At 41.0% G+C, this 18,500-nt stretch carries 13 protein-coding genes and 2 pseudogenes; 9 read left to right on the forward strand and 6 right to left on the reverse strand.

Going from position 1 to position 18,500, the window contains the following annotated elements; translation table 11 throughout:
- The first annotated feature begins 78 nt into the window (after positions 1-78).
- The 4 genes from WA1_RS46070 (at position 79) to WA1_RS46085 (ending at position 6,035) form a co-directional block, all read left to right on the forward strand.
- Complete coding sequence (locus tag WA1_RS46070; RefSeq protein WP_017744301.1) at positions 79-2,535, forward strand: diguanylate cyclase domain-containing protein; 2,457 nt, start codon at positions 79-81, stop codon at positions 2,533-2,535.
- Positions 2,536-2,659: 124 nt separating this feature from the next.
- Positions 2,660-3,784: an AAA family ATPase gene (locus WA1_RS46075; protein ID WP_017744302.1), complete on the forward strand. Its 1,125-nt coding sequence runs from the start codon at positions 2,660-2,662 to the stop codon at positions 3,782-3,784.
- A 5-nt stretch (positions 3,785-3,789) separates the two neighbouring features.
- On the forward strand, positions 3,790-4,425 hold the full coding sequence (locus WA1_RS46080) for a DUF3226 domain-containing protein (RefSeq protein WP_026134745.1): 636 nt from the start codon (positions 3,790-3,792) through the stop codon (positions 4,423-4,425).
- Positions 4,426-4,856: 431 nt separating this feature from the next.
- Complete coding sequence (locus WA1_RS46085; protein ID WP_017744304.1) at positions 4,857-6,035, forward strand: type I restriction endonuclease; 1,179 nt, start codon at positions 4,857-4,859, stop codon at positions 6,033-6,035.
- Positions 6,036-6,209: 174 nt separating this feature from the next.
- Here WA1_RS46085 and dpdE read toward each other — a convergent pair whose 3' ends face one another.
- Entirely contained in the window at positions 6,210-9,545 is a 3,336-nt protein-coding gene (dpdE, locus tag WA1_RS46090) for a protein DpdE (RefSeq protein ID WP_017744305.1), read from the reverse strand.
- A 221-nt stretch (positions 9,546-9,766) separates the two neighbouring features.
- On the opposite strand from dpdE, the gene WA1_RS46095 reads away from it, so the two are divergent.
- From WA1_RS46095 to WA1_RS46110, 4 genes and pseudogenes are all read left to right on the forward strand, one after another.
- Positions 9,767-10,402, forward strand: a complete 636-nt coding sequence (locus WA1_RS46095; RefSeq protein ID WP_017744306.1) for a DUF938 domain-containing protein — start codon at positions 9,767-9,769, stop codon at positions 10,400-10,402.
- A gap of 119 nt (positions 10,403-10,521) precedes the next feature.
- Positions 10,522-10,737: pseudogene (locus WA1_RS46100) on the forward strand (Uma2 family endonuclease); the annotation flags it as partial.
- A 43-nt stretch (positions 10,738-10,780) separates the two neighbouring features.
- Entirely contained in the window at positions 10,781-11,074 is a 294-nt protein-coding gene (locus WA1_RS46105; RefSeq protein WP_017744308.1) for a DUF6887 family protein, read from the forward strand.
- Between the two features lie 28 nt (positions 11,075-11,102).
- On the forward strand, positions 11,103-11,228 hold the full coding sequence (locus WA1_RS46110) for a hypothetical protein (RefSeq protein WP_017744309.1): 126 nt from the start codon (positions 11,103-11,105) through the stop codon (positions 11,226-11,228).
- A 99-nt stretch (positions 11,229-11,327) separates the two neighbouring features.
- Here the strand turns inward: WA1_RS46110 and WA1_RS46115 are convergent, their stop codons facing one another.
- The 3 genes and pseudogenes from WA1_RS46115 to WA1_RS46125 all read right to left on the reverse strand — a co-directional run.
- Positions 11,328-12,479, reverse strand: a complete 1,152-nt coding sequence (locus WA1_RS46115; RefSeq protein WP_272819113.1) for an RNA-guided endonuclease InsQ/TnpB family protein — start codon at positions 12,477-12,479, stop codon at positions 11,328-11,330.
- A gap of 4 nt (positions 12,480-12,483) precedes the next feature.
- Positions 12,484-13,128: an IS607 family transposase gene (locus tag WA1_RS46120; RefSeq protein WP_017750196.1), complete on the reverse strand. Its 645-nt coding sequence runs from the start codon at positions 13,126-13,128 to the stop codon at positions 12,484-12,486.
- Between the two features lie 800 nt (positions 13,129-13,928).
- Positions 13,929-14,480 (reverse strand): annotated as a pseudogene (locus WA1_RS46125) (formylglycine-generating enzyme family protein); the annotation flags it as partial.
- Positions 14,481-14,893: 413 nt separating this feature from the next.
- Between WA1_RS46125 and WA1_RS46130 the strand changes: the two are divergent.
- Positions 14,894-16,435, forward strand: coding sequence for an RNA-guided endonuclease InsQ/TnpB family protein (locus WA1_RS46130; RefSeq protein WP_017750194.1), 1,542 nt, complete (start codon positions 14,894-14,896; stop codon positions 16,433-16,435).
- Here WA1_RS46130 and WA1_RS46135 read toward each other — a convergent pair.
- Positions 16,429-17,883 carry a caspase, EACC1-associated type gene (locus WA1_RS46135; RefSeq protein ID WP_066613303.1) on the reverse strand — a complete coding sequence of 485 codons (1,455 nt, stop codon included), beginning with the start codon at positions 17,881-17,883 and terminating at the stop codon, positions 16,429-16,431. The genes WA1_RS46130 and WA1_RS46135 overlap by 7 nt on opposite strands.
- A gap of 42 nt (positions 17,884-17,925) precedes the next feature.
- Positions 17,926-18,306 carry a hypothetical protein gene (locus WA1_RS46140; RefSeq protein ID WP_017744848.1) on the reverse strand — a complete coding sequence of 127 codons (381 nt, stop codon included), beginning with the start codon at positions 18,304-18,306 and terminating at the stop codon, positions 17,926-17,928.
- Between the last annotated feature and the right edge of the window lie 194 nt (positions 18,307-18,500).

An 18,500-nucleotide genomic window follows, 5' to 3' on the forward strand; every position in this document is an offset into this window, starting at 1 on the left:
TGATCAATTTGTACAGTACGTAAGTTCTCATTGATTAGAGTAAACTTGAACTCTCAGAAATTGCTTTCCTAAAGCGAGGTGGTTATTCTGCATCAAATAACATTATTTTTGATAGCCACATTATCTATTGCCCATGAGCATTGCTATTCTCAACAACCGGAATTGGCAGTGCTTGAGTTAATTTCTAATGTGTTGGTTATTTTAGCTGTCTACTCTATTGCAGCAACATTAATATATTTAGTTTGTAAGCGAAAAGACTTGCCTGACAATCGAGTTTTTGTATTATTTGGAGTTTTATTAATCGCCTGTGGTACAAGTTATCTAATAGAGATTTGGACGCTTTGGCATACGCAGTACTGGCTTTCAGGAGGGATTGAAGCCCTAGCTGTGTGTGTTGTATTGTATGCAGCTATTCGATTGATTGGAGTCATTTCTCAAGTACTTGGCGATGCTCCTTCCGGGAGCCGCTCAAAGGGCGATCGCAAACGACTTGAACAAGCACTGCAAGAGTCCGAAGCAAAATTCAGCGATATCTTGAATGGAGCAAGAGCAGCAATTTGCTGCTACCGAATATTTTCCAATAGAGATTGGGAGTATGAATATTGCTCTGCAGGTACTGAGTCTGTCCTTGGCTACACTGCTGAGGAAATCATGGCAGATAAAAATCTTTGGAGGTCAACAATACTTCCAGAAGACTGGGAAACAGTGATTACTCCATTGTACGAGGATATGTTCGCCGAACGCACGAGAAACATAGAATATCGGTTTCGGCATCAAGATGGTTCTGTACGGTGGATTTTGGGTATATGTTGCTCGAGACGCGATGAAGTTGGCGATAGCTGGATAGTAACGTCTGTATGTGTGGATATTACTTCTCTTAAGCAAGCAGAAATAGCTTTGCGACAACAGGCAGAACGAGAACGTCTGATTTCGCAATTGACTCAACGCATTCGCCAATCTTTAAGCATAGAGGAGGTTTTGAATACTGCTGTTGCAGAAGTCCGGCAATTGCTGCAAGCAGACCGAGCTTTAGTTTATCAGGTTATGGATGATGGTACGGGTACTGTGATTGGTGAAGCGGTTGCCAAGGATATTCCAATGATTACCGGACAACCATTGCCAGAAGAAATTTTTCCTAGAGATAATTATTTACTTTATTATGAAGGACGTGTCAAAAGTATCACGGATATTGAACGAGATGAAATGGCTCCATGCCTTGCAGAAACACTCAAACAACTGGGTGTTAGGTCTAAAATCGTGATTCCTATTCTCGGACAGGCTAAGCTTTGGGGTTTGTTAATCGCTCATCAATGTCAAGCCCCGCGATACTGGCAACAGTGGGAAGCAGATTTGCTCAGCCAGATTTCAGGACAGTTAGCGATCGCAATCCACCAAGCCGATCTTTACCGCCAGATACAAACAGATCTAGCAGAACGTCAACAAACAGAGTTAGCTCTCAGACGAGCATTAGAACGGGAACAGCAGGCAATACATCGGGAGAGATTGATTGGGGTTATTGCTCAAAACATCCGTCAGTTTCTGCATTTAGACTCTATCCTAACTACCACTGTAGAAGAAGTGCGGCAGTTTCTTCAAATTGACAGAGTTGTCATCTACCAATTTGACTCGGACTGGTATGGAACAGTGATAGCGGAATCAATATCAGATCCATCCTTTTCTATTCTCGGCCAGAGCATTCAAGATCCTTGCTTTCAAAAAACAATTTCCCATTCCTACTTTCAAGGACGCATTCATGCAGTTAATGACATTTTAAAAGCCAATTTAGATCCATGTTACGTCAACTTGCTGAAGATGTTGCAAGTCAGAGCCATTCTAGTTGTTCCCATTATAATTCATCAGAACCTTTGGGGATTATTAATTGCTCACCATTGTTCTATGCCATATCATTGGCAACAAGCAACTTGGCATTTATTGCGGCAGTTAAGTACTCAATTGGCGATCGCAATTCAACAGTCAGAACTCTATCAACAGTTGGAAAGAGCCAATCAAGAACTACAGCGTCTTGCCACTTTAGATGGATTAACTCAGATTGCCAATCGTCGCAGCTTTGATGAATTTCTCGATCGCGAATGGCAACGTTCAAAACGAGAACAGTCTCCCATAAGTTTGCTTCTTTGCGATATCGATCACTTCAAACTCTACAACGATTACTACGGTCATCAAGCAGGGGATCGGTGTTTGCAACAATTTGCCCAAACGCTAGATACAGTTGTGAAACGACCTACCGATTTAGTTGCTCGTTATGGAGGAGAAGAGTTTGCCATCCTTCTCCCCAGTACGGATACGGTAGGAGCAGTACAGATTGCAGAGCAAATTCAACAAGCAGTAGCCCAACTTCAAATTCCTCACGTTCGCTCTTATGTCAGTCAGTGTATAACTGTCAGCATCGGTATTGCCTGCTTGAGCCCCACACCAGAATTATTACCCGAAGATGTCATTGCGATCGCAGATCGAGCTTTGTATCAAGCCAAAGCCAACGGGCGCAATGGCTATAACATAGGGAGTGGGGAGTAGGGAGTAGGGAGTAGGGAATGGGGAGTGGAGAGTAGGGGATTATTCCTTTTTCATGATTGGTTGTGGCATTTTTCCGTGAATGACTATCTTGTAAGTTAGAGGAAAGGCAAAACAGGAAGTTTATATGCTAAAGTCTTTTGAAGTACGTAACTTTAGGCTCTTTCGAGACCTTAAGGTTGAAAGACTAGGTCACGTTAACCTAATTGTTGGCAAGAATAATGCTGGCAAGAGTACATTTTTGGAAGCAATAGAACTGTATGCTAGCAATGCTTCACCCATAATTCTTCTCGATCTTGTGGACTCCAGGCAACAAAATTGGTTTAGTGAAGCTCAACCATATCCGAAAAATTTTCTTGATAATCCTGTGCGTCACCTCTTCTTTGGTCATAGATTGCCCCAAATAGGAGAAGAGGGCATTACCCTTGGCGAAATTTCCTCAAAAACACAACTTCATATAAGTGTTGCTCCATACCAAAGTAGATATAATAGCGAAGGAGTCATGAGACGAATTCGTATTTCCGATGTAGTTTTTGGAGAAGAACTATCAAATATTGAAGTTTTTCTTGTGGTGGAAGAAGACAAAAAAACTAGAACACTTTTTAGATTAGATAAAGATGTTAGAGAAATTAGACGTGGTTCAAGGGTAGTGTATGAACGACAAGATTCCGAATTTAAATATACATGGCAAGTGGTCTCGACAGATAATATGCCTACTCGAAAATTAGCTGCTCTTTGGGATCTAACAAGTTTAACTAATTTGGAATCGGAAGTTATCTCTGCTCTGACAATTATTGATGACCGAGTGTCTGGAGTTGCTTTTGTAGAAGACATTAGCAAGGGACGTGGAAGCGATAATCGGATTCCATTAGTCAAAATTGAAGGAATAGATGAGCCATTACCTCTTAAAAGCGTGGGGGATGGTATGACTCGTTTATTCCATATTATTGTTGCTCTTGTCAATTCTCGCAACGGGCTTCTCTTAATAGATGAATTTGAAAATGGATTGCACTGGAGTATACAACCTAAAGTTTGGGACATTGTTTTTTATTTATCAGAGAAACTTAATGTTCAAATTTTTGCAACCACACACAGTCGGGATTGTGTTAAGAGTTTTGACAGTGCATGGAATAAATATCCTTCACTTGGTGCTTTCTTTCGGCTTGAAGCTAAAGAGCATTTGGTCAAGGTAACAGAGTATACATCTGAAGTGCTGAGTGATGCTATTGATGTGGATGTTGAAGTGCGCTAAGTGATATGAGCCATATCTGTAAGCAGGATACCGATAGAGTGTTGCTTGTTGAAGGAACAGACGATTGCCATGTTGTTATGGCTTTGTGTGCTACTCACCAAGTTCCTGAAACTTTTGGATTATATGAGTGCAACGGAGATACGAAAGTTCTAAAACGTCTCAACGCTTTAATTATTCGACCCAATCCTCCGCAAGTTATAGGAGTCATGCTTGATGCTGATAGTCCTTCGCTTGAAGGCAGATGGGAAAGTATCAAAAGTAAGTTAAAACACTACAGTTATAAATTTCCTGATATTCCTGATATTGATGGAACGATAGTTGACGGAACTGCAGATGAACCTAAACTTGGATTTTGGCTAATGCCAAATAATCAAGATTCTGGTAAGTTGGAAGATTTTTGTGCCGAACTAGCAGAACCAACATCTCTAGCGTTTGCGAGAGAATGTGTTGAAGAAGCTCAAGCACAGGGAGCTACAACTTTTAAAGCTGTAGATTTTAGTAAAGCTGTTATTCACACGTATCTTGCTTGGCAAGATGAACCAGGTCGTCCTTTGGGACAAGCAATTACTAAGCAAGCTCTTCGTCCTCATACAGATATTGCCATCAGATTTACTAACTGGTTAACACGTCTGTTCACGTAAATGTCTATGATTTCTTGTTTCGTCACAAATAAGTAAGTCGGCATAATTCAAGGTAAAACTGATTATCTACGATATTCAATTACAGCAAATTGTACAATGGAAAATCTAACAGATAAATTAAGAATTTACTTGATATTATCTAATACTGTCTGTAATCACTTCAACAGTAAGCCAATCCATTTTGACGATTAAAACAGGTTTACTAGAGCATCGGTACAGAAATCACAAAAACCCGGTTTCTTCGAGTTGAGCATATGATCTATCAAGCTTTAGACCAAAGAGGAACCGGCTTTTTTGCCTCCTTTTTGACTACTGTATCGGCGCTCTAGTTAAGAGTTTCTAAGCTCATACAACCGTACCAGAATGCATGGTGAGATCTTCCCTCAAATTGGGAACACTGATGAAAGGTGATTATCACACAGGAGATTAAGATGGGATTTACGGAAGACATTACCAGAGTGGCTGATAGAGTTCGTAATAATTCAGGGAAAGCTGTGAGCGAGGAGGCTACTAAGTTTGCGCTCATTCTCCCTTTTCTCAGCGCTCTTGGTTATGATGTGCATGAGCCTGCTGAAGTCATGCCAGAGTACATAGCCGACTTTGCAGTTAAAGGTACAACCAAGCCAAAGAAAGTCGATTTTGCTCTTGCCATCAACGGTAACATAGTTATGCTTATTGAAGCCAAGGCTTGTGGAGAGAAACCAGAAGCACATGATGGACAGTTGAGAGCATATTTTAATACTTTGATAACAGCAAGGGTTGGTGTCGTGACTAACGGGATTGAGTACCGCTTCTTCACTGACCTACGTGAACCTAATATTATGGATAATGAGCCTTTTTTTAGTTTCAATGTTCTTGACTATGAGTCGAAAGACGTTGAAAATCTAAAGCTCTTTCATCGAGACAATTTTGATGCTACTGCTATTAGCAAACAAGCATCAGAAATGGTGTATGTACAAGGAATGACCCAGCTAGTAAGTAATCTTTTACGTTCTCCATCTGATGAATTTGTTCATTTTTTGATTGGTAAACTTGCTTCAGTAGCCTCTAAATATGAATATAAAGGAGTTAAAAATGCTAGAGTTATTCAGCAATTTAGACCAATTGTGAAAAAATCTATTCAAGAAAGCTTACTAGAATTAATGACTCGTTCATTAAGTCAAGAAATGGCTAACACTTCTCCAGTATTTACCAAGGAGATTGAACCGTCTATTATCGAAAATGATGACGATCCCGATACTGACCCTTCAAAAGTAGTGACAACTGAAGAAGAACTTTCAGCTTTTGAGAAGATTAAAGCTATTGTAAAAACTTCAAATAAATATAAGTATGAAGTACAATACAAAGATACTGTTTCGTATTTTGGTTTAAATCTTGGTAAAAAAACTTGGTGGTTTTTGCGACTCTACTTGTCTTCTCCAACTAAAAAATCATTTATTGTTCGGTTAGGTGTTGATGAGGCAAAATCATTAGCTCCAAGCTTTTCTGTCCAAGAAGTCCCATCAACTGGAGAAATATTGTCAAAAGTAACAATTTCTTCTATTGCTGATTTAAATAACCTTACTCCATTAATTCTGAAATGCTATGAGATTGAAGCTGCAAAACATTAAATTGCAGATAGAATACTCCTATTACAGCAGTTTTCACCTAAATGAACCACACCGTTGGTAGGGGCGTAATGCCTTGCGCCCCTACGGCTGTGGTCTATTTACCTGAAAATAGCTGTAAAGAGAAGCCAGAAACCTCTAACTTCTAGTTAGGGGTATGGCTCAATGTCATTCTACCTATTTATCTCTCCAATCAGATGTTACGGGCGCTCGCCCAGACACAATGATGAAGCCGACAGAATCAAGCCTGAGGAGGGGTTTGCGAATTCCTTCTAAAATGGCTGCACTTAAAGCATTTTCTATCTCCAATTCTTCAGCTAGGACGCGATCGCCACTCTGTTGGTTCAGACGCAGGCGTAACTGTTCTTCTCGATTCTCTAACTTCTTCTGTGCAGTTTTCGCATATCGTTTGCACAAGTCTATAAAATCAGGACGACTGGCGAGTAATTCCGAAGATGTCTTATATGCTTGATAGCAAAACTTTTGCCATTGACTTGCATCTACAAAATCGTCAATAATTTCGACATCTTCCTTTGCCAGATTGTAATCTCGGTACGGATGATTGCTTTTATTATTGTAAGGACGTTGCAGTATATTTAAAAGCTTTTCATCTTTAACAATACTTATTGGCTGGTTGCGACCATCAATAAATATGGTTTCGATAATTGGCGGAAATAAAGCATCAGCACGTCGCTGCAAGATTTTGTACTTAGAAGTCCCTACATCGTACTCTTTTAAAACTTGTTTGGCTGGTTTTAAATTGGCTTCCACTACATAATTGCATCGAAACCCGAACCATTCCATCCCAAGAGCCGCATTCCAAGATGCATCCGCACGCCACATAGCAAAGGCTTGACCTCGGTCATCCCATTCTACATAACTTAAGAGCGAGTTTACCAATCCTTCTCCTATACGGAAGAGTTTAATTCCGGGATTTTGATTGGCTACCCTACGGTTATAAGTGCCAAATTGGTCTAGATAACTCTTAGCAAAGCGAGTTTTCAAATCATCCACAGGAACTAGCGTGCGAGTTGTGGGTTGATAGCGCCGCACTTCTGATGAATTTGAGTTATTGATTGGCTGAAATCCTAACGCGTCACAAATCCAAGCTTCAATAGCTCGTTTCATGTCTAGATGTTTTGCATCATAATTATCTAGCTCTTGAAAATACTCAGTTGCACCTTCATCACCAGCATCAATTTCATCTAAAGCATTCTGTTCGCTAATTTTTACGATTTCGGCTTGAATTTGTTCTTGAATTGGTTCAATCGTTTTTAACAATCCAGCCGCACTTGATTGAAACAAAACTGTTTCTAACTCTGCCACTTTTTCATCGACATAAAACTGTAGACTGGCAATTGATTGCTGGAAAATCCCAAATCCATCTTTCAGTATTTGATACCAAGCATTGTGAGGACTATCCTCTAAATAGGGACCTAGCAACACACAGGATTGAACGCCTATTTTGCTACCAATACGGTCAATTCTACCAATTCTTTGCTCTAATTGATTGGGCAACCAAGGAAGGTCAAAGTGAATTAACCAGTCAGCAAATTGGAGATTGCGTCCTTCTTCTCCAGAGCGATCGCATACCAAGATAAAGCAGTTTGGGTTATTCTTGAACCTATTGATATTTTCCTCAATCTTTTCTCTCGATTCTCCAAATTGATGGCTAGCCACTGTCCCCGCGCCAAAGGTATCCGATAAAGACCGCACAATTTCTGCACAACTTTGGACAAAACTGGTAAAGACAACAAATTTGGGTAAAGTGTCTTCAGTCAGTGGTCTGCTAATTCTCTGCTGTATCCTTGTGAGTAATTCATCTTTATTTCTACGAACTGCGTTGGGAATTTTAAAGTACGCAGCTAGCTGATTCAACAGCACTGTTTTCAAATTTTCCGTCCGTTCTCCCTCCTCTACAGGTTGACGAATAATTTTGAGTAAAGACTCTAAAATCGCTTCTTCTCCTGAAAATTTAGGTGTTGCAGTTAATAAGCGAACATTTTCTTCACCAAACTCCTGAATGAGTTTAGCATGAGTTTTACTGCTTAAACGTGCAGCGATCGCTTGTTCTAAAATACCCAACCAAGTACCAGCCGCCTGGAATAACAGCAGAAAAATTCGTTGATACTGCTCCTCATGAGGGGCGACAGTACGCCATTTATCGAGCAGTTCGTGGATTTCGGGCGATCGCTCATCTAAGTCATACTCTACTTTAGGCGTAATATTGCGGTCAAAAATCGCATCTTCTACGGAAGCGCGGCGGTTGCGTAGCATGCGGCGGTGAAGTCTGTAGGTATCGCTGATGTGGGTGCGAATCGCTCGAACTATCTTATCTCGCTCATCATCCTTTGCTTCCAAACAATTTTGCAATTCGTCTACCAGATTCAGTAAATACTTATCTTCAGCAAACAGACTGCGAAGTTGTTGGAGGTTAGTTTTGAGGACAACGGGGTTTGCGCCTTCTTTAAAAGACAGCAGCACTTTTCCAATATCTTGGCGTTTTTGTACGCGATCGCAAAAACCTGCTAAATCATCAAGTTGATAAGCTGTTGGGTCTAGCAAGTGAAGCATTGCGAGAAAATCTTGTTCGCGATTGACAACAGGAGTCGCAGAGAGTAACAGCAAGCGATCGCTTTTATGAGCGAGGAGTTTGCAACGTTCAAAGCACTTGCGTTGCAAAGAGTCCGAAGACTTTGCCATAGCAGCAATGTTGTGAGCTTCATCTAAAATGAGGAAACCCAATTTAGCATTTGGACTCACCTGGGTAATATCCTCAACAGCAAGTACCTTCACCCTATTGGGAAAGTGAGAAATGTAAAACCTTTCCAACTCAGTGCGCCATTGTTCCACTAAATACTGCGGAACTATGATTACCGCGTCTCCAGAAGGCTCATCCAACAGGTATTGACGAAGAATAGCACCAGCCTCAATCGTTTTTCCTAAGCCCACCTCATCAGCCAACAGATAACGTTGAACCGGATCTTCCAGTACCCGCCGAACCACTTCCACCTGATGGGGAAAAAGCTCAATATTCGCGCTCAACAATCCAGTCATCCCGCGACTCACAGCACGTTGCTGAATCAAGCATTTGTAGAAAGCCAATCTTCGATCGTGGAAATAGGGCGTTTCATGACCCTTTATCCCCAAGATTTCAATAGGATTCGTCTTCAAGCGATTGCAACGGACATAAAGTTCCTGTTCAGTCGCAAAGATAGTTTTCTTGTCAGGTAAGTCAATTTGATAATGTTCGCTCTCTTCATCCCAGGTGCAAATTCTACCAATTATCCAAGTTTCCTGGGTTGACGACATTGTATAACATCGAGTCTGAGGCTGTAGCCTGACTTCATGCAACGAACTTAAGTGTAAAGTTTTTTCGATCCGTTGTCCTACTGAGCAGAAATACTCAACATTTGCATCAGCATTAGGTAATATTTCCGTAACTTTTCCTATCCCCAAATCATTGTTGCGGGACTGTACCAGTGAACCAAGCTTAATCATATCCTTTGTCATTTGTCATTGGTCATTTGTCATTGGTAAGGGTTTCAGGCGTATTATTATTTTTTAATTCTGTTGATATCCGCCTACCTACTGAGTCCCTTAAATGTACTTTCCAGATTTTGAGTCTTTTAAATGTTACACTTTACTCACTCTACGTCATTAAAGTAATCATTATATACTGACAAACAGGTTTTACCTGTGCCTCAGTTTTCATAACCAATGACAAATGACCAATGACAAATGACGATCCTCGAAAATACGCACCTGCAACGCAGCGTAACCGCGAACCAATTTTAGAAGTTCTTTTGAACGTACTGCCCCCTCAAGGTACTATTTTAGAAGTAGCAAGCGGTACTGGAGAACACGCCGTCTTTTTTGCTCCACGCCTGAGACCCCGTAAATGGCTACCCTCCGAACCCAATCCACAACTACGCGCCAGTATTGCTGCATGGTCTGCAAACCTTCCATCCGAAAATCTCTATCCACCCATTGACATTGATGTTTGTGCGCCAGTGTGGTCAGTAGAATCTTATACTGATGACTTAAATAACTCACCCATAACAGCCATAGTCAACATTAACATGATACACATTGCACCCTGGTCTGCTTGCCTGGGACTCATGGCAGGTGCCAATCGTATCCTACCACCTGAAGGCATCTTATATATGTACGGCCCATTTAAAATCGATAGAAAACATACAGCCCCAAGCAATGCAGCTTTTGACGAATCATTGCGATCGCAAAATCCAGAATGGGGAGTGCGCGACTTCAACGACGTTGTAGACGCAGCACGCACGCAAAATCTGACTTTAGTACAAACCTACCAAATGCCAGCAAACAATCTTTCCGTCATTTTTCAACGAACTTAGAAAAATGCCCCTCTCCTTTATCCGCGTCCATCAGCGTTCATCTGCGGTTCAAAAAGAATCAATTTCCCCAATACTGTACTATATAAATAGTACACATACATAATTCAGGTAAATTATATATGGTCTTACAAACAGAAAAACGCTATTACACACCACAAGAATATTTGAAATTAGAAGAGCGAGCAGAATTCAGAAGTGAATATATAGATGGAGAAATTATCCCAAGACCAGGAGGAACAACTAACCACAATAAAATTGCAGGTAATTTTTGTAAAAAATTTCCGCTGACACTGCAAGAGCAAGATTACGAGCTATATATAGTTGACGTAAAATTATGTGCAATACATTAAAGAGTTAAGGAACCGCAGATGAACGCTGATGGACGCAGATAATTGCTTTAAAGATATTTACGCTGGAATTCCAAATTGCACTAAACGGGGATGTGTTTTGATGAGTCATGTTAACTATGAAGCTATGTCTGATACAGAGTTGCGACAATATTTTATGAGTCATTGTGAAGATAGAGTAGCCATGGATATATATTTAGATAGACTTAGTAAGCGATCGCGTAAAATTATTACGACTTCCGACGATCCTGAATTTGATGCTAAAATTCAAGCAGCAATTCTTCAGCAGTTACAGGCTAAGAAGAGTAAAAGTGATATGTGTTAAGACTAAAAAGTAGTTGAGGAAAGGAGTTATGACTGCTTCAGTACAAGAGTTGTTAAGTACTTTTGATAGCTTAAGTGAACGAGAAAGGCTAGAGATTGTTTCAGAGATTTTGAAACGAGTGACTCATTTAGATTTTCCGCCTTTGTTCAGATGAAGACTTAGCCTGGAATGCTGAAGAACTTTTTTTAGAGCTAGATAAGCAGGAATCTGCTTATGAGTAGTGCTACCTTTAAGCCTCACATCTCTCACGAGATTATGAAACTACAACATCCTGGGTTAAGGACTCAATAGACAGTTGTGTTCCCTTAACCTGGAAGGCGGTAGCCTGCAAAGCAGCCAACATAATGTTAACTGCGCCTACCCAATCCCTGGGAGCCGTAAACTTACATTTAGGGCATGAAAATACTTTGTTGCCACCTAGTTTACGGTGAATTTCTCCACAGTGTGGGCAGGTTTTTGAGGTATATGATTCGTTAATCCTAACCACGATCACACCGTTTCTTTTAGCAGCCTGCTCTAAGTGCTTGGCAAATCGCCTGGTCGCCCAAGATAGCATATTTCTGACTGACTTCCTATTAATCTTTCGGGCAGTTTTCAAAACCATTTGACTGGTTTCATAGGTGGGGAGAAATATGAGTTTATACGTACTGGTTAGCAGGCTGGACGCTTTGTGGTGTAAATCATTCACTAGGTTACGAATTCTTTCTCTCAAACGTTCTATAGCTAGAGATAGCTTATATCTTTTACGTTTGTTTTGTTTACCTTTGCAAGAGCCTTTTTGACTGATTAAACTGTCAAGGTGCAGGCACAATCTAGTGATGCGCCCGATATCTCCCTTGCCAATCTCTAAGATGTTTTCCCCGTCATACCCAGTCAAAAAACAGCGATTACCAGGGTCAAGAGCAATCACTTTATCGCTTCTGGTCGCTACTACTTCTCGCACCTCTGGAAAGCACGCAAACCATTGACCTCTCTGATAAACTAACTCTGTTCCATAGACACAACTTTGTGGCACTTCGTACCCAATTGCAGAACAAAACAGCAATCCTTTTGCTTTACTAGGAAACCATGTACCATTCTTGTAAGCATCATTCTTAAATTGAATGACTTGGGACTTATCCCGACAAGAACGAAATCGCATTTCAAATTTACCGCGTTCAGTCTTTGGTTTAGCTTTCCACGCCTTTAAAGCTTGCCGTTTTGCACTTTCAGCTTCACACACAGATTCTTGCCTAGTTTTACCTAAACACTGTGTCCATTCATATTCTGGACGCTTTTGCAGGAATTGTATATATTGATCCAGGCTAGTACCTTTAGGCAATACAGTCCCAGCATTAAATAATTGAATGCATTGGTTATACACCCATCTATACGCAGCTAACCATTGTTTCCAAATAGCGTGCAATTTTTTACAGGGAAATATCGGAATCTTGACAAGACTGTTCGGCGGTGTGTTTTGACTCTTCTTGTAGGGATTCTTGCCGTAAGTCTTGTCCAATTTCTTTTCTGTATTTTCTAAGTCCGTAAAGCCGTGAACTGAAACAGTGGATGATGGACAGCATATCTGAAACCAGCTCCTGTTCAGGACTGAGTTGGCGGTTATCGAGAACCAAGAGTTCACATCTATTTGTTTCGCATAACCACTTAACCAATTCAAACCCAAATCTACACAGTCTGTCTGGGTGGGCAACGACAAGTTTTTGAATATTTCCCCGCAGAACTCGCTCCAGAACGGATCGCAGCTTTTTCCTCTTAAAATTGAGTCCGCTTCCAACTTCTGAAACAAGTTCAGCCTCCGGGAATCGTTCGCCCAAGAACGCAAGTTGTCGTTCAAGGTCGTCTCGTTGTGACGATGTACTAACTCTTGCATAACAGACTGTAATGAGAGGTTTGCGCTTTCCGGCGAATTCTTCAATTTCTGATTGCTTAAATCTTCGTTGATTTCCTGGTGTGCGGTACGCGGTAATCTTTTCTTCTTTTTCCCATCTTCTGAGGGATTGGGGATGAACTCCGAGTATTCGGGCTGCTTCCCCTGGGGTGATGTACTCATCCATAAGCAACCTTTACTTAACCATCCCTAATATATCTTATATATTAGATTTAAGCAACTATGTTAGGTACAATCAAGAAATTGGCTATCTAGTCAATGCTCCTTCACGGGGAGAAGTTTGGCTTGTTGATTTGGGTTACGCAGCAAAAGTGAGACCATGTTTAGTTTTAAAATATTGTAAGCCGAACAACTCTTCGACTTTACAGCCTACCAAGATATCCGGCTTAGCTTTATATTTGGAAGCCGTTACCAACTTCACTGGAGCAGGTTTGGACTCTTCAAAATACACCTGATAAATTCCCACCTATCAGTTCCAATGTAGAAGAGTACTCGGCACCGGGACAGCCACGCGCACACCAAAGTTGTGGTTGCGGTTGTCACGCGAGTTCCTGTTGCGATACGCCGAACGGCAATTCCTCGGATCGTTGATCCACGAGCCGCCACGCAGCAATTGGAATTCCTACCCCATACTTAAATGTAGCACACTCGGTGCCAAAACTCTATTTTTTTGTTGGTTTGCTCTGACACTTCCTTCAAAAACCGGGTTTCTTTCCCCTCGTATAACCTGTAACTCTTGATTTTTTGTTCAGAAACCCGGCTTTTTGAGTCTGTTGAGAATAGGATAAGATGTGAATCGAAAAAAAGATTGAAAAATAGACCTAAACCTCTTGATTAAATGAGCCGTTTTGTATATGATTTAAATGGTATTATCTATCCATTCCAAAAGAAGTCAAAAAAAATTTGATCGCGCTCTGCGCGAAAACCGGGAAGAGAGAAAAGAGTAAAAGGGTAAAGTGTAAAGAATTATAAAGCCCTCGGCACCGGGACAGCCACGCGCACACCAAAGTTGTGGCTGCGGAAGGCACGCGAGTCCCTGTAGCGATACGCCGAACGGCAATACCACGGAACGTAGATTTCCGAGCCGCCACGCAGCAATTTTATTTGATTCTCATTATCTTCCATCCAAGCAGTGCCATCTACGGGCGCATTTTTATAACTATCATGCCACGCATCTTGACACCACTCCCATATATTACCATGCATATCGTATAAACCAAACACATTTGGCAAAAATTTTCCGACATCCGTTGTTTGCTCTCGATATTCTCCCTTCACTCCATTTGCGTAAGTGGAATTTCCATCGTAATTAGCCAAATCTGTCGAAATCGTCTCGCCAAAATAAAAAGGAGTGGTCGTTCCCGCTCGACAAGCATACTCCCATTCTGATTCACTAGGTAAACGATAGGGTTTTCCAGTCTTCTGAGATAACCGGGCGCAAAACTCAACAGCATCATCCCAAGATACACATTCAACAGGTCTTTTGGCTCCTTTAAAGTAAGAAGGATCGGGATTTAACATATTCGCGGAATTCCCCATCCGCCATGCGGTGGGGATGGATAGCGCGACAACTACGAGGTACACCCTTTATGGGTGTCCGAGTGGTTGTCAACCTCTAAGCTCGGCAATCTATCAATCCAATTTTCAACCAATTGAGTCATAGTTTTCTCCTTGCTTGCGGCATATAACCTTAGCTTATTCAGCCTCCGCTCAGATATCCGTAAGTTCAATCCTTTTTTGGTCACGAATTTTGCGAAAGAAAAAAGGGGAATGCCATTACGGGATATCCTGCACTACCCCTCGATTAATCTAGGGGCTTGGGCATTCCCCTTTTTTCAGAGCTTGGTCTCCGGTCATAGCTATCTACACAACGTCTACATGAATGTCAGAATAAAAGGGTAACGACAAAACGGCAAGGTGGTGGTTCAAATATGTCATTCAAAAGTAAGGAACAAAAAGAGCAGGATAAAGAAAAGAATAAAAATACTCACATTTCAACTGTTGTGCAGCATCTGAAATTGTCCAATCTTGGGTATGCTGTAATATCAGACATATTGTCACACGCAAACAGTTTATACAATACTTTAACCTTCAATCTGAGGCAAGGATTTTTTGTACACAAAATTCTGAATTTTCAATCTCTAACTATTGATTTACAAACTGACTTCAAAGAAAACTATCATTACAAAATGCTGCATTCTCAAGCAGCACAATCCGTGTGTCACAAGGTAACTGAGAATTTCAAATCATTCAAACAGCTTTTAGACAAACATTTTAGAGAGGGGACAAAGAAACCATTATTACCAGGTTATCGTCAAAAAGGTGGTATGTTTGAAGTGACATATCCCAGTCAATCAGTCAATATATCACAAGAGCATGGCATTATATTTGCTACTGTTTCTACTGGCATTATGTTCAAGAAGCAGCACAAAGAAGATGTCATGGGAACAAGTTTAAATGAGAGATTGAGATTCAGAGTTCCCGATGACATTGACCCCTCTAACCTCGTTGAGCTAGTGATTACATCAAAGCATAGAGAGATTTATCTACATTGGGTATGCAGAAAGAAAAATGAAATTGTTGCCACATTAAATAAGTCAAGTGTTTTAGGAATTGACATCGGATTGAACAACTTTGTTACCTGTATTCCGAACACAGGTGAAGAAGGATTTCTCATAAATGGGCGACCATTAAAGGCAATAAATCAGTTTTATAACAAGACTGTATCTAAGCTAAAAAAGGGTAAGGATGAGAATTTCTGGAGTGGTAGTTTAGCTAGGGCAACGCAGTCTAGGAATAACCAAGTCCGCGATTTTATCAAGAAATCTGCACGGACAATAATCAATAAATGTTTAGAATCAGGAATAAGTAAAATTGTATTTGGTTGGAACCAAGGAATTAAGAATGAAATAGATAACGGACGTGTCAATAATCAAAATTTTGTACAGGTTCCATTCACCGCATTACGTGATACACTCAAGTATCTCTGTGAGAGATCTGGTATAGAATTTGTAGTTGTAGAAGAATCATACACCTCAAAAATGTCATTTTTTGACGGTGATGAATTACCCGTTTACGGTCAAGAAACCGAAGAACAGAAGAATCTTAAGCCTTCTGGAAGAAGAACAAAACGCGGGGAATACAAAACAGGAAATAACACAATTATCAACGCGGATGCCAATGGGGCTTCCAATATTTTGAGAAAGGCCAAAATTGATACATCAAAAATTACTTTTCGGGTGTGTCAAATTCTCAAGACAATCAATATTTGGATAGGTCACGCACAGGGCAAGAAAAAAAGGGGGAATGCCATTAATGGATATCCTGCACTACCCCTCAATAAATCAAGGGGCTTGGGCATTCCCCCTTTTTTTAAAGGCTTAATCCTCGGTAAAAAATTCCCATCACGTAAAGGTACGGCAGCAGGCTTGTCTTGTTGTACGACTATAGGACTCACTGAACCGGGTCAGTAAATTAGAAACCCCATCCGCCATGCGGTGGGGTGGTTCATATCTATCTTCACTTTAGGAAAATTAGCGACAGCTTGCCACTGAGCTTGGGTGATGGGATACTTCCCCATACAGAAGGGTTGAATAGTTACGGTATGCTGTGGGCTTTCATCTTCTGAACGTTCTAGTTCACTTTCAGGCGAACCCATCAAAAACTGACCTCCAGGAATTGACACCATCTCCAGCAACACACCATTCCCCAAGTCCTCTGTGAAGAACTCGGCTCGATGAGAAGTGCGATCGCTAATTTGACCTTGGGAATTAACTCTCACCACTTCAAACTCAAACTGCTGGAATTGATTTCCTTTAGTAGGTGCTGGTTGAACGACTTGAGTCGCTTTTTGCTGACTGAGAATTTGTTCTTCAATCAGTGCAACATCTTCATCAGTTAAGTTTAGATGTTGTTGATAATCTCTCAAGTCGTTCAGTGTTGTTTCACTCAGGGTTTCCTCCGCTCGAATTGCCTCTAGTAGAGTAGTCTCGTACTCTTTTAACTTACGCTGATATTCTTGGTAAGGTTGTTGAACTTCAGCTTCTATTGCGGTTGCAACCTCAGTAGTAATATTCCATTGAAGACGCAGTGAATTGAGCAAGCGACGGGCTGGAATAGAAAATTGACCGCGATTGATACGAAGTTCCACTGCTTTACGATACTTGACTTTTGGGTCATCCTTTGGCGACTTTGCAAGCAGAATTTTGTAGCCTTCCTCAACAGGAAAGAACTTGGGTGTCATTGCTGGAGCCGCTTCTTGCACTTTGCTACTCGCATACGCGTGTAACTCATCAACGGAAATCCACCCATCACTGTCTCGATCTGCTGCACCCTTTTCAATCCCTTCTACTAAGTAACGCGTATAAATTGAAAGTTCTGAACCTTCCTGCTCAAAGGAATACTGCGTAGAACTCGAAGATGTCAGAATTGCTCTACCTTTACCACCTAGCTGCTGTTGGATATTGACAGTCCCATCGTCTTTCACAGTCAAACCTTGAGCGATCGCACCGCTAAAGCAGCAGTCTAAGATAATCACTTGACTTTGAGACCGACTCCTATTCATCCTGTCATGCAGATAACCTGCTGCTACTGCTGATGGTATTACCAAAGAGCCATTCTGTTTGCGTGTCCTACGGGTTGACAAGTACAATTTCCCGCTGTCATCTGTAATTCCATGACCAGAAAAATAAAACAGCAACAAGTCATCTTTTTGACCGTGAGAAAATAGCTCGTAGATGGCTTCCTCCATTTCTTGGCGTTGAGGATTTTTGAGCACAGTGATATCCGCCTCAGCAAAACCACCCATTTCTGGATTTGCCAAAACTCTTTGCATTGCGTCAACATCTTTAACCGCCGCAGGTAGAGGATTCAATCCCGGCTCATATTCACTCACTCCAATTAGCAGTGCTATTTTCCTCATGCTAGACAACCTACATCTGAAAAAATTTGGCTCCTATCTAATCTACCGAGGAGTATTGAGAAATTCCTGTGCTTTTTCAAATGCAAAGGTAAACTTTTCTTCATTCTCTGCTTTAATTCTCAGTTCTCTACCATCTGGCGCTTTCACCGTCAGTTCTATCGGTTTACCACTCAAGCGTTCTTTCAGAAAATCAAACAAAGCCTTACTACCTGCAACAATTACTGCTTTTACTGTCCCTACAACAAAGCCATCACCCTTCGCATACTCTGGCGCTGCTTGTACTTCTACTAGACTTGCTTCTTCGACTCCATCCACTTCTCGGATCTGTGGTAGCAAATTTTGCACTTTTTCTTGTAACTCTTGCTCATCTAAATCTGGATCGAACAGGGAAATCGTGACCTCTACAGTGGATGGTGTTGTCATGGGAGTGATTTAAGTATTGTCAAGCATCTTTAGTAATGATTATACAGGTTATTATCGTTAATATCAGGAGAAAAAATCTTAACGTTGTCCTCGTCTTGCTCTTTACCGCCTATTTGCGTTCGGATATCAACTGTATCATCTTTCCTGGCTCATATTCACTCACTCTAATTAGCATTTTTGGAAAGTTTTTGTAC

The organism is Scytonema hofmannii PCC 7110, assembly GCF_000346485.2.
In the GTDB taxonomy this organism is placed as follows: Bacteria; Cyanobacteriota; Cyanobacteriia; order Cyanobacteriales; family Nostocaceae; genus Scytonema; species Scytonema hofmannii.

Excerpts from the sequence above, each read along its gene's own strand:
- WA1_RS46075 (WP_017744302.1), top strand. The coding sequence starts at position 2,660 with ATGCTAAAGTCTTTTGAAGTACGTAACTTTAGGCTCTTTCGAGACCTT.
- WA1_RS46080 (WP_026134745.1), top strand. The coding sequence starts at position 3,790 with ATGAGCCATATCTGTAAGCAGGATACCGATAGAGTGTTGCTTGTTGAA.
- WA1_RS46085 (WP_017744304.1), top strand. The coding sequence starts at position 4,857 with ATGGGATTTACGGAAGACATTACCAGAGTGGCTGATAGAGTTCGTAAT.
- dpdE (WP_017744305.1), bottom strand. The coding sequence starts at position 9,545 with ATGACAAAGGATATGATTAAGCTTGGTTCACTGGTACAGTCCCGCAAC.
- WA1_RS46095 (WP_017744306.1), top strand. The coding sequence starts at position 9,767 with ATGACAAATGACGATCCTCGAAAATACGCACCTGCAACGCAGCGTAAC.
- WA1_RS46105 (WP_017744308.1), top strand. The coding sequence starts at position 10,781 with ATGGACGCAGATAATTGCTTTAAAGATATTTACGCTGGAATTCCAAAT.
- WA1_RS46110 (WP_017744309.1), top strand. The coding sequence starts at position 11,103 with ATGACTGCTTCAGTACAAGAGTTGTTAAGTACTTTTGATAGCTTAAGT.
- WA1_RS46120 (WP_017750196.1), bottom strand. The coding sequence starts at position 13,128 with ATGGATGAGTACATCACCCCAGGGGAAGCAGCCCGAATACTCGGAGTT.
- WA1_RS46130 (WP_017750194.1), top strand. The coding sequence starts at position 14,894 with ATGTCATTCAAAAGTAAGGAACAAAAAGAGCAGGATAAAGAAAAGAAT.
- WA1_RS46135 (WP_066613303.1), bottom strand. The coding sequence starts at position 17,883 with ATGAGGAAAATAGCACTGCTAATTGGAGTGAGTGAATATGAGCCGGGA.
- WA1_RS46140 (WP_017744848.1), bottom strand. The coding sequence starts at position 18,306 with ATGACAACACCATCCACTGTAGAGGTCACGATTTCCCTGTTCGATCCA.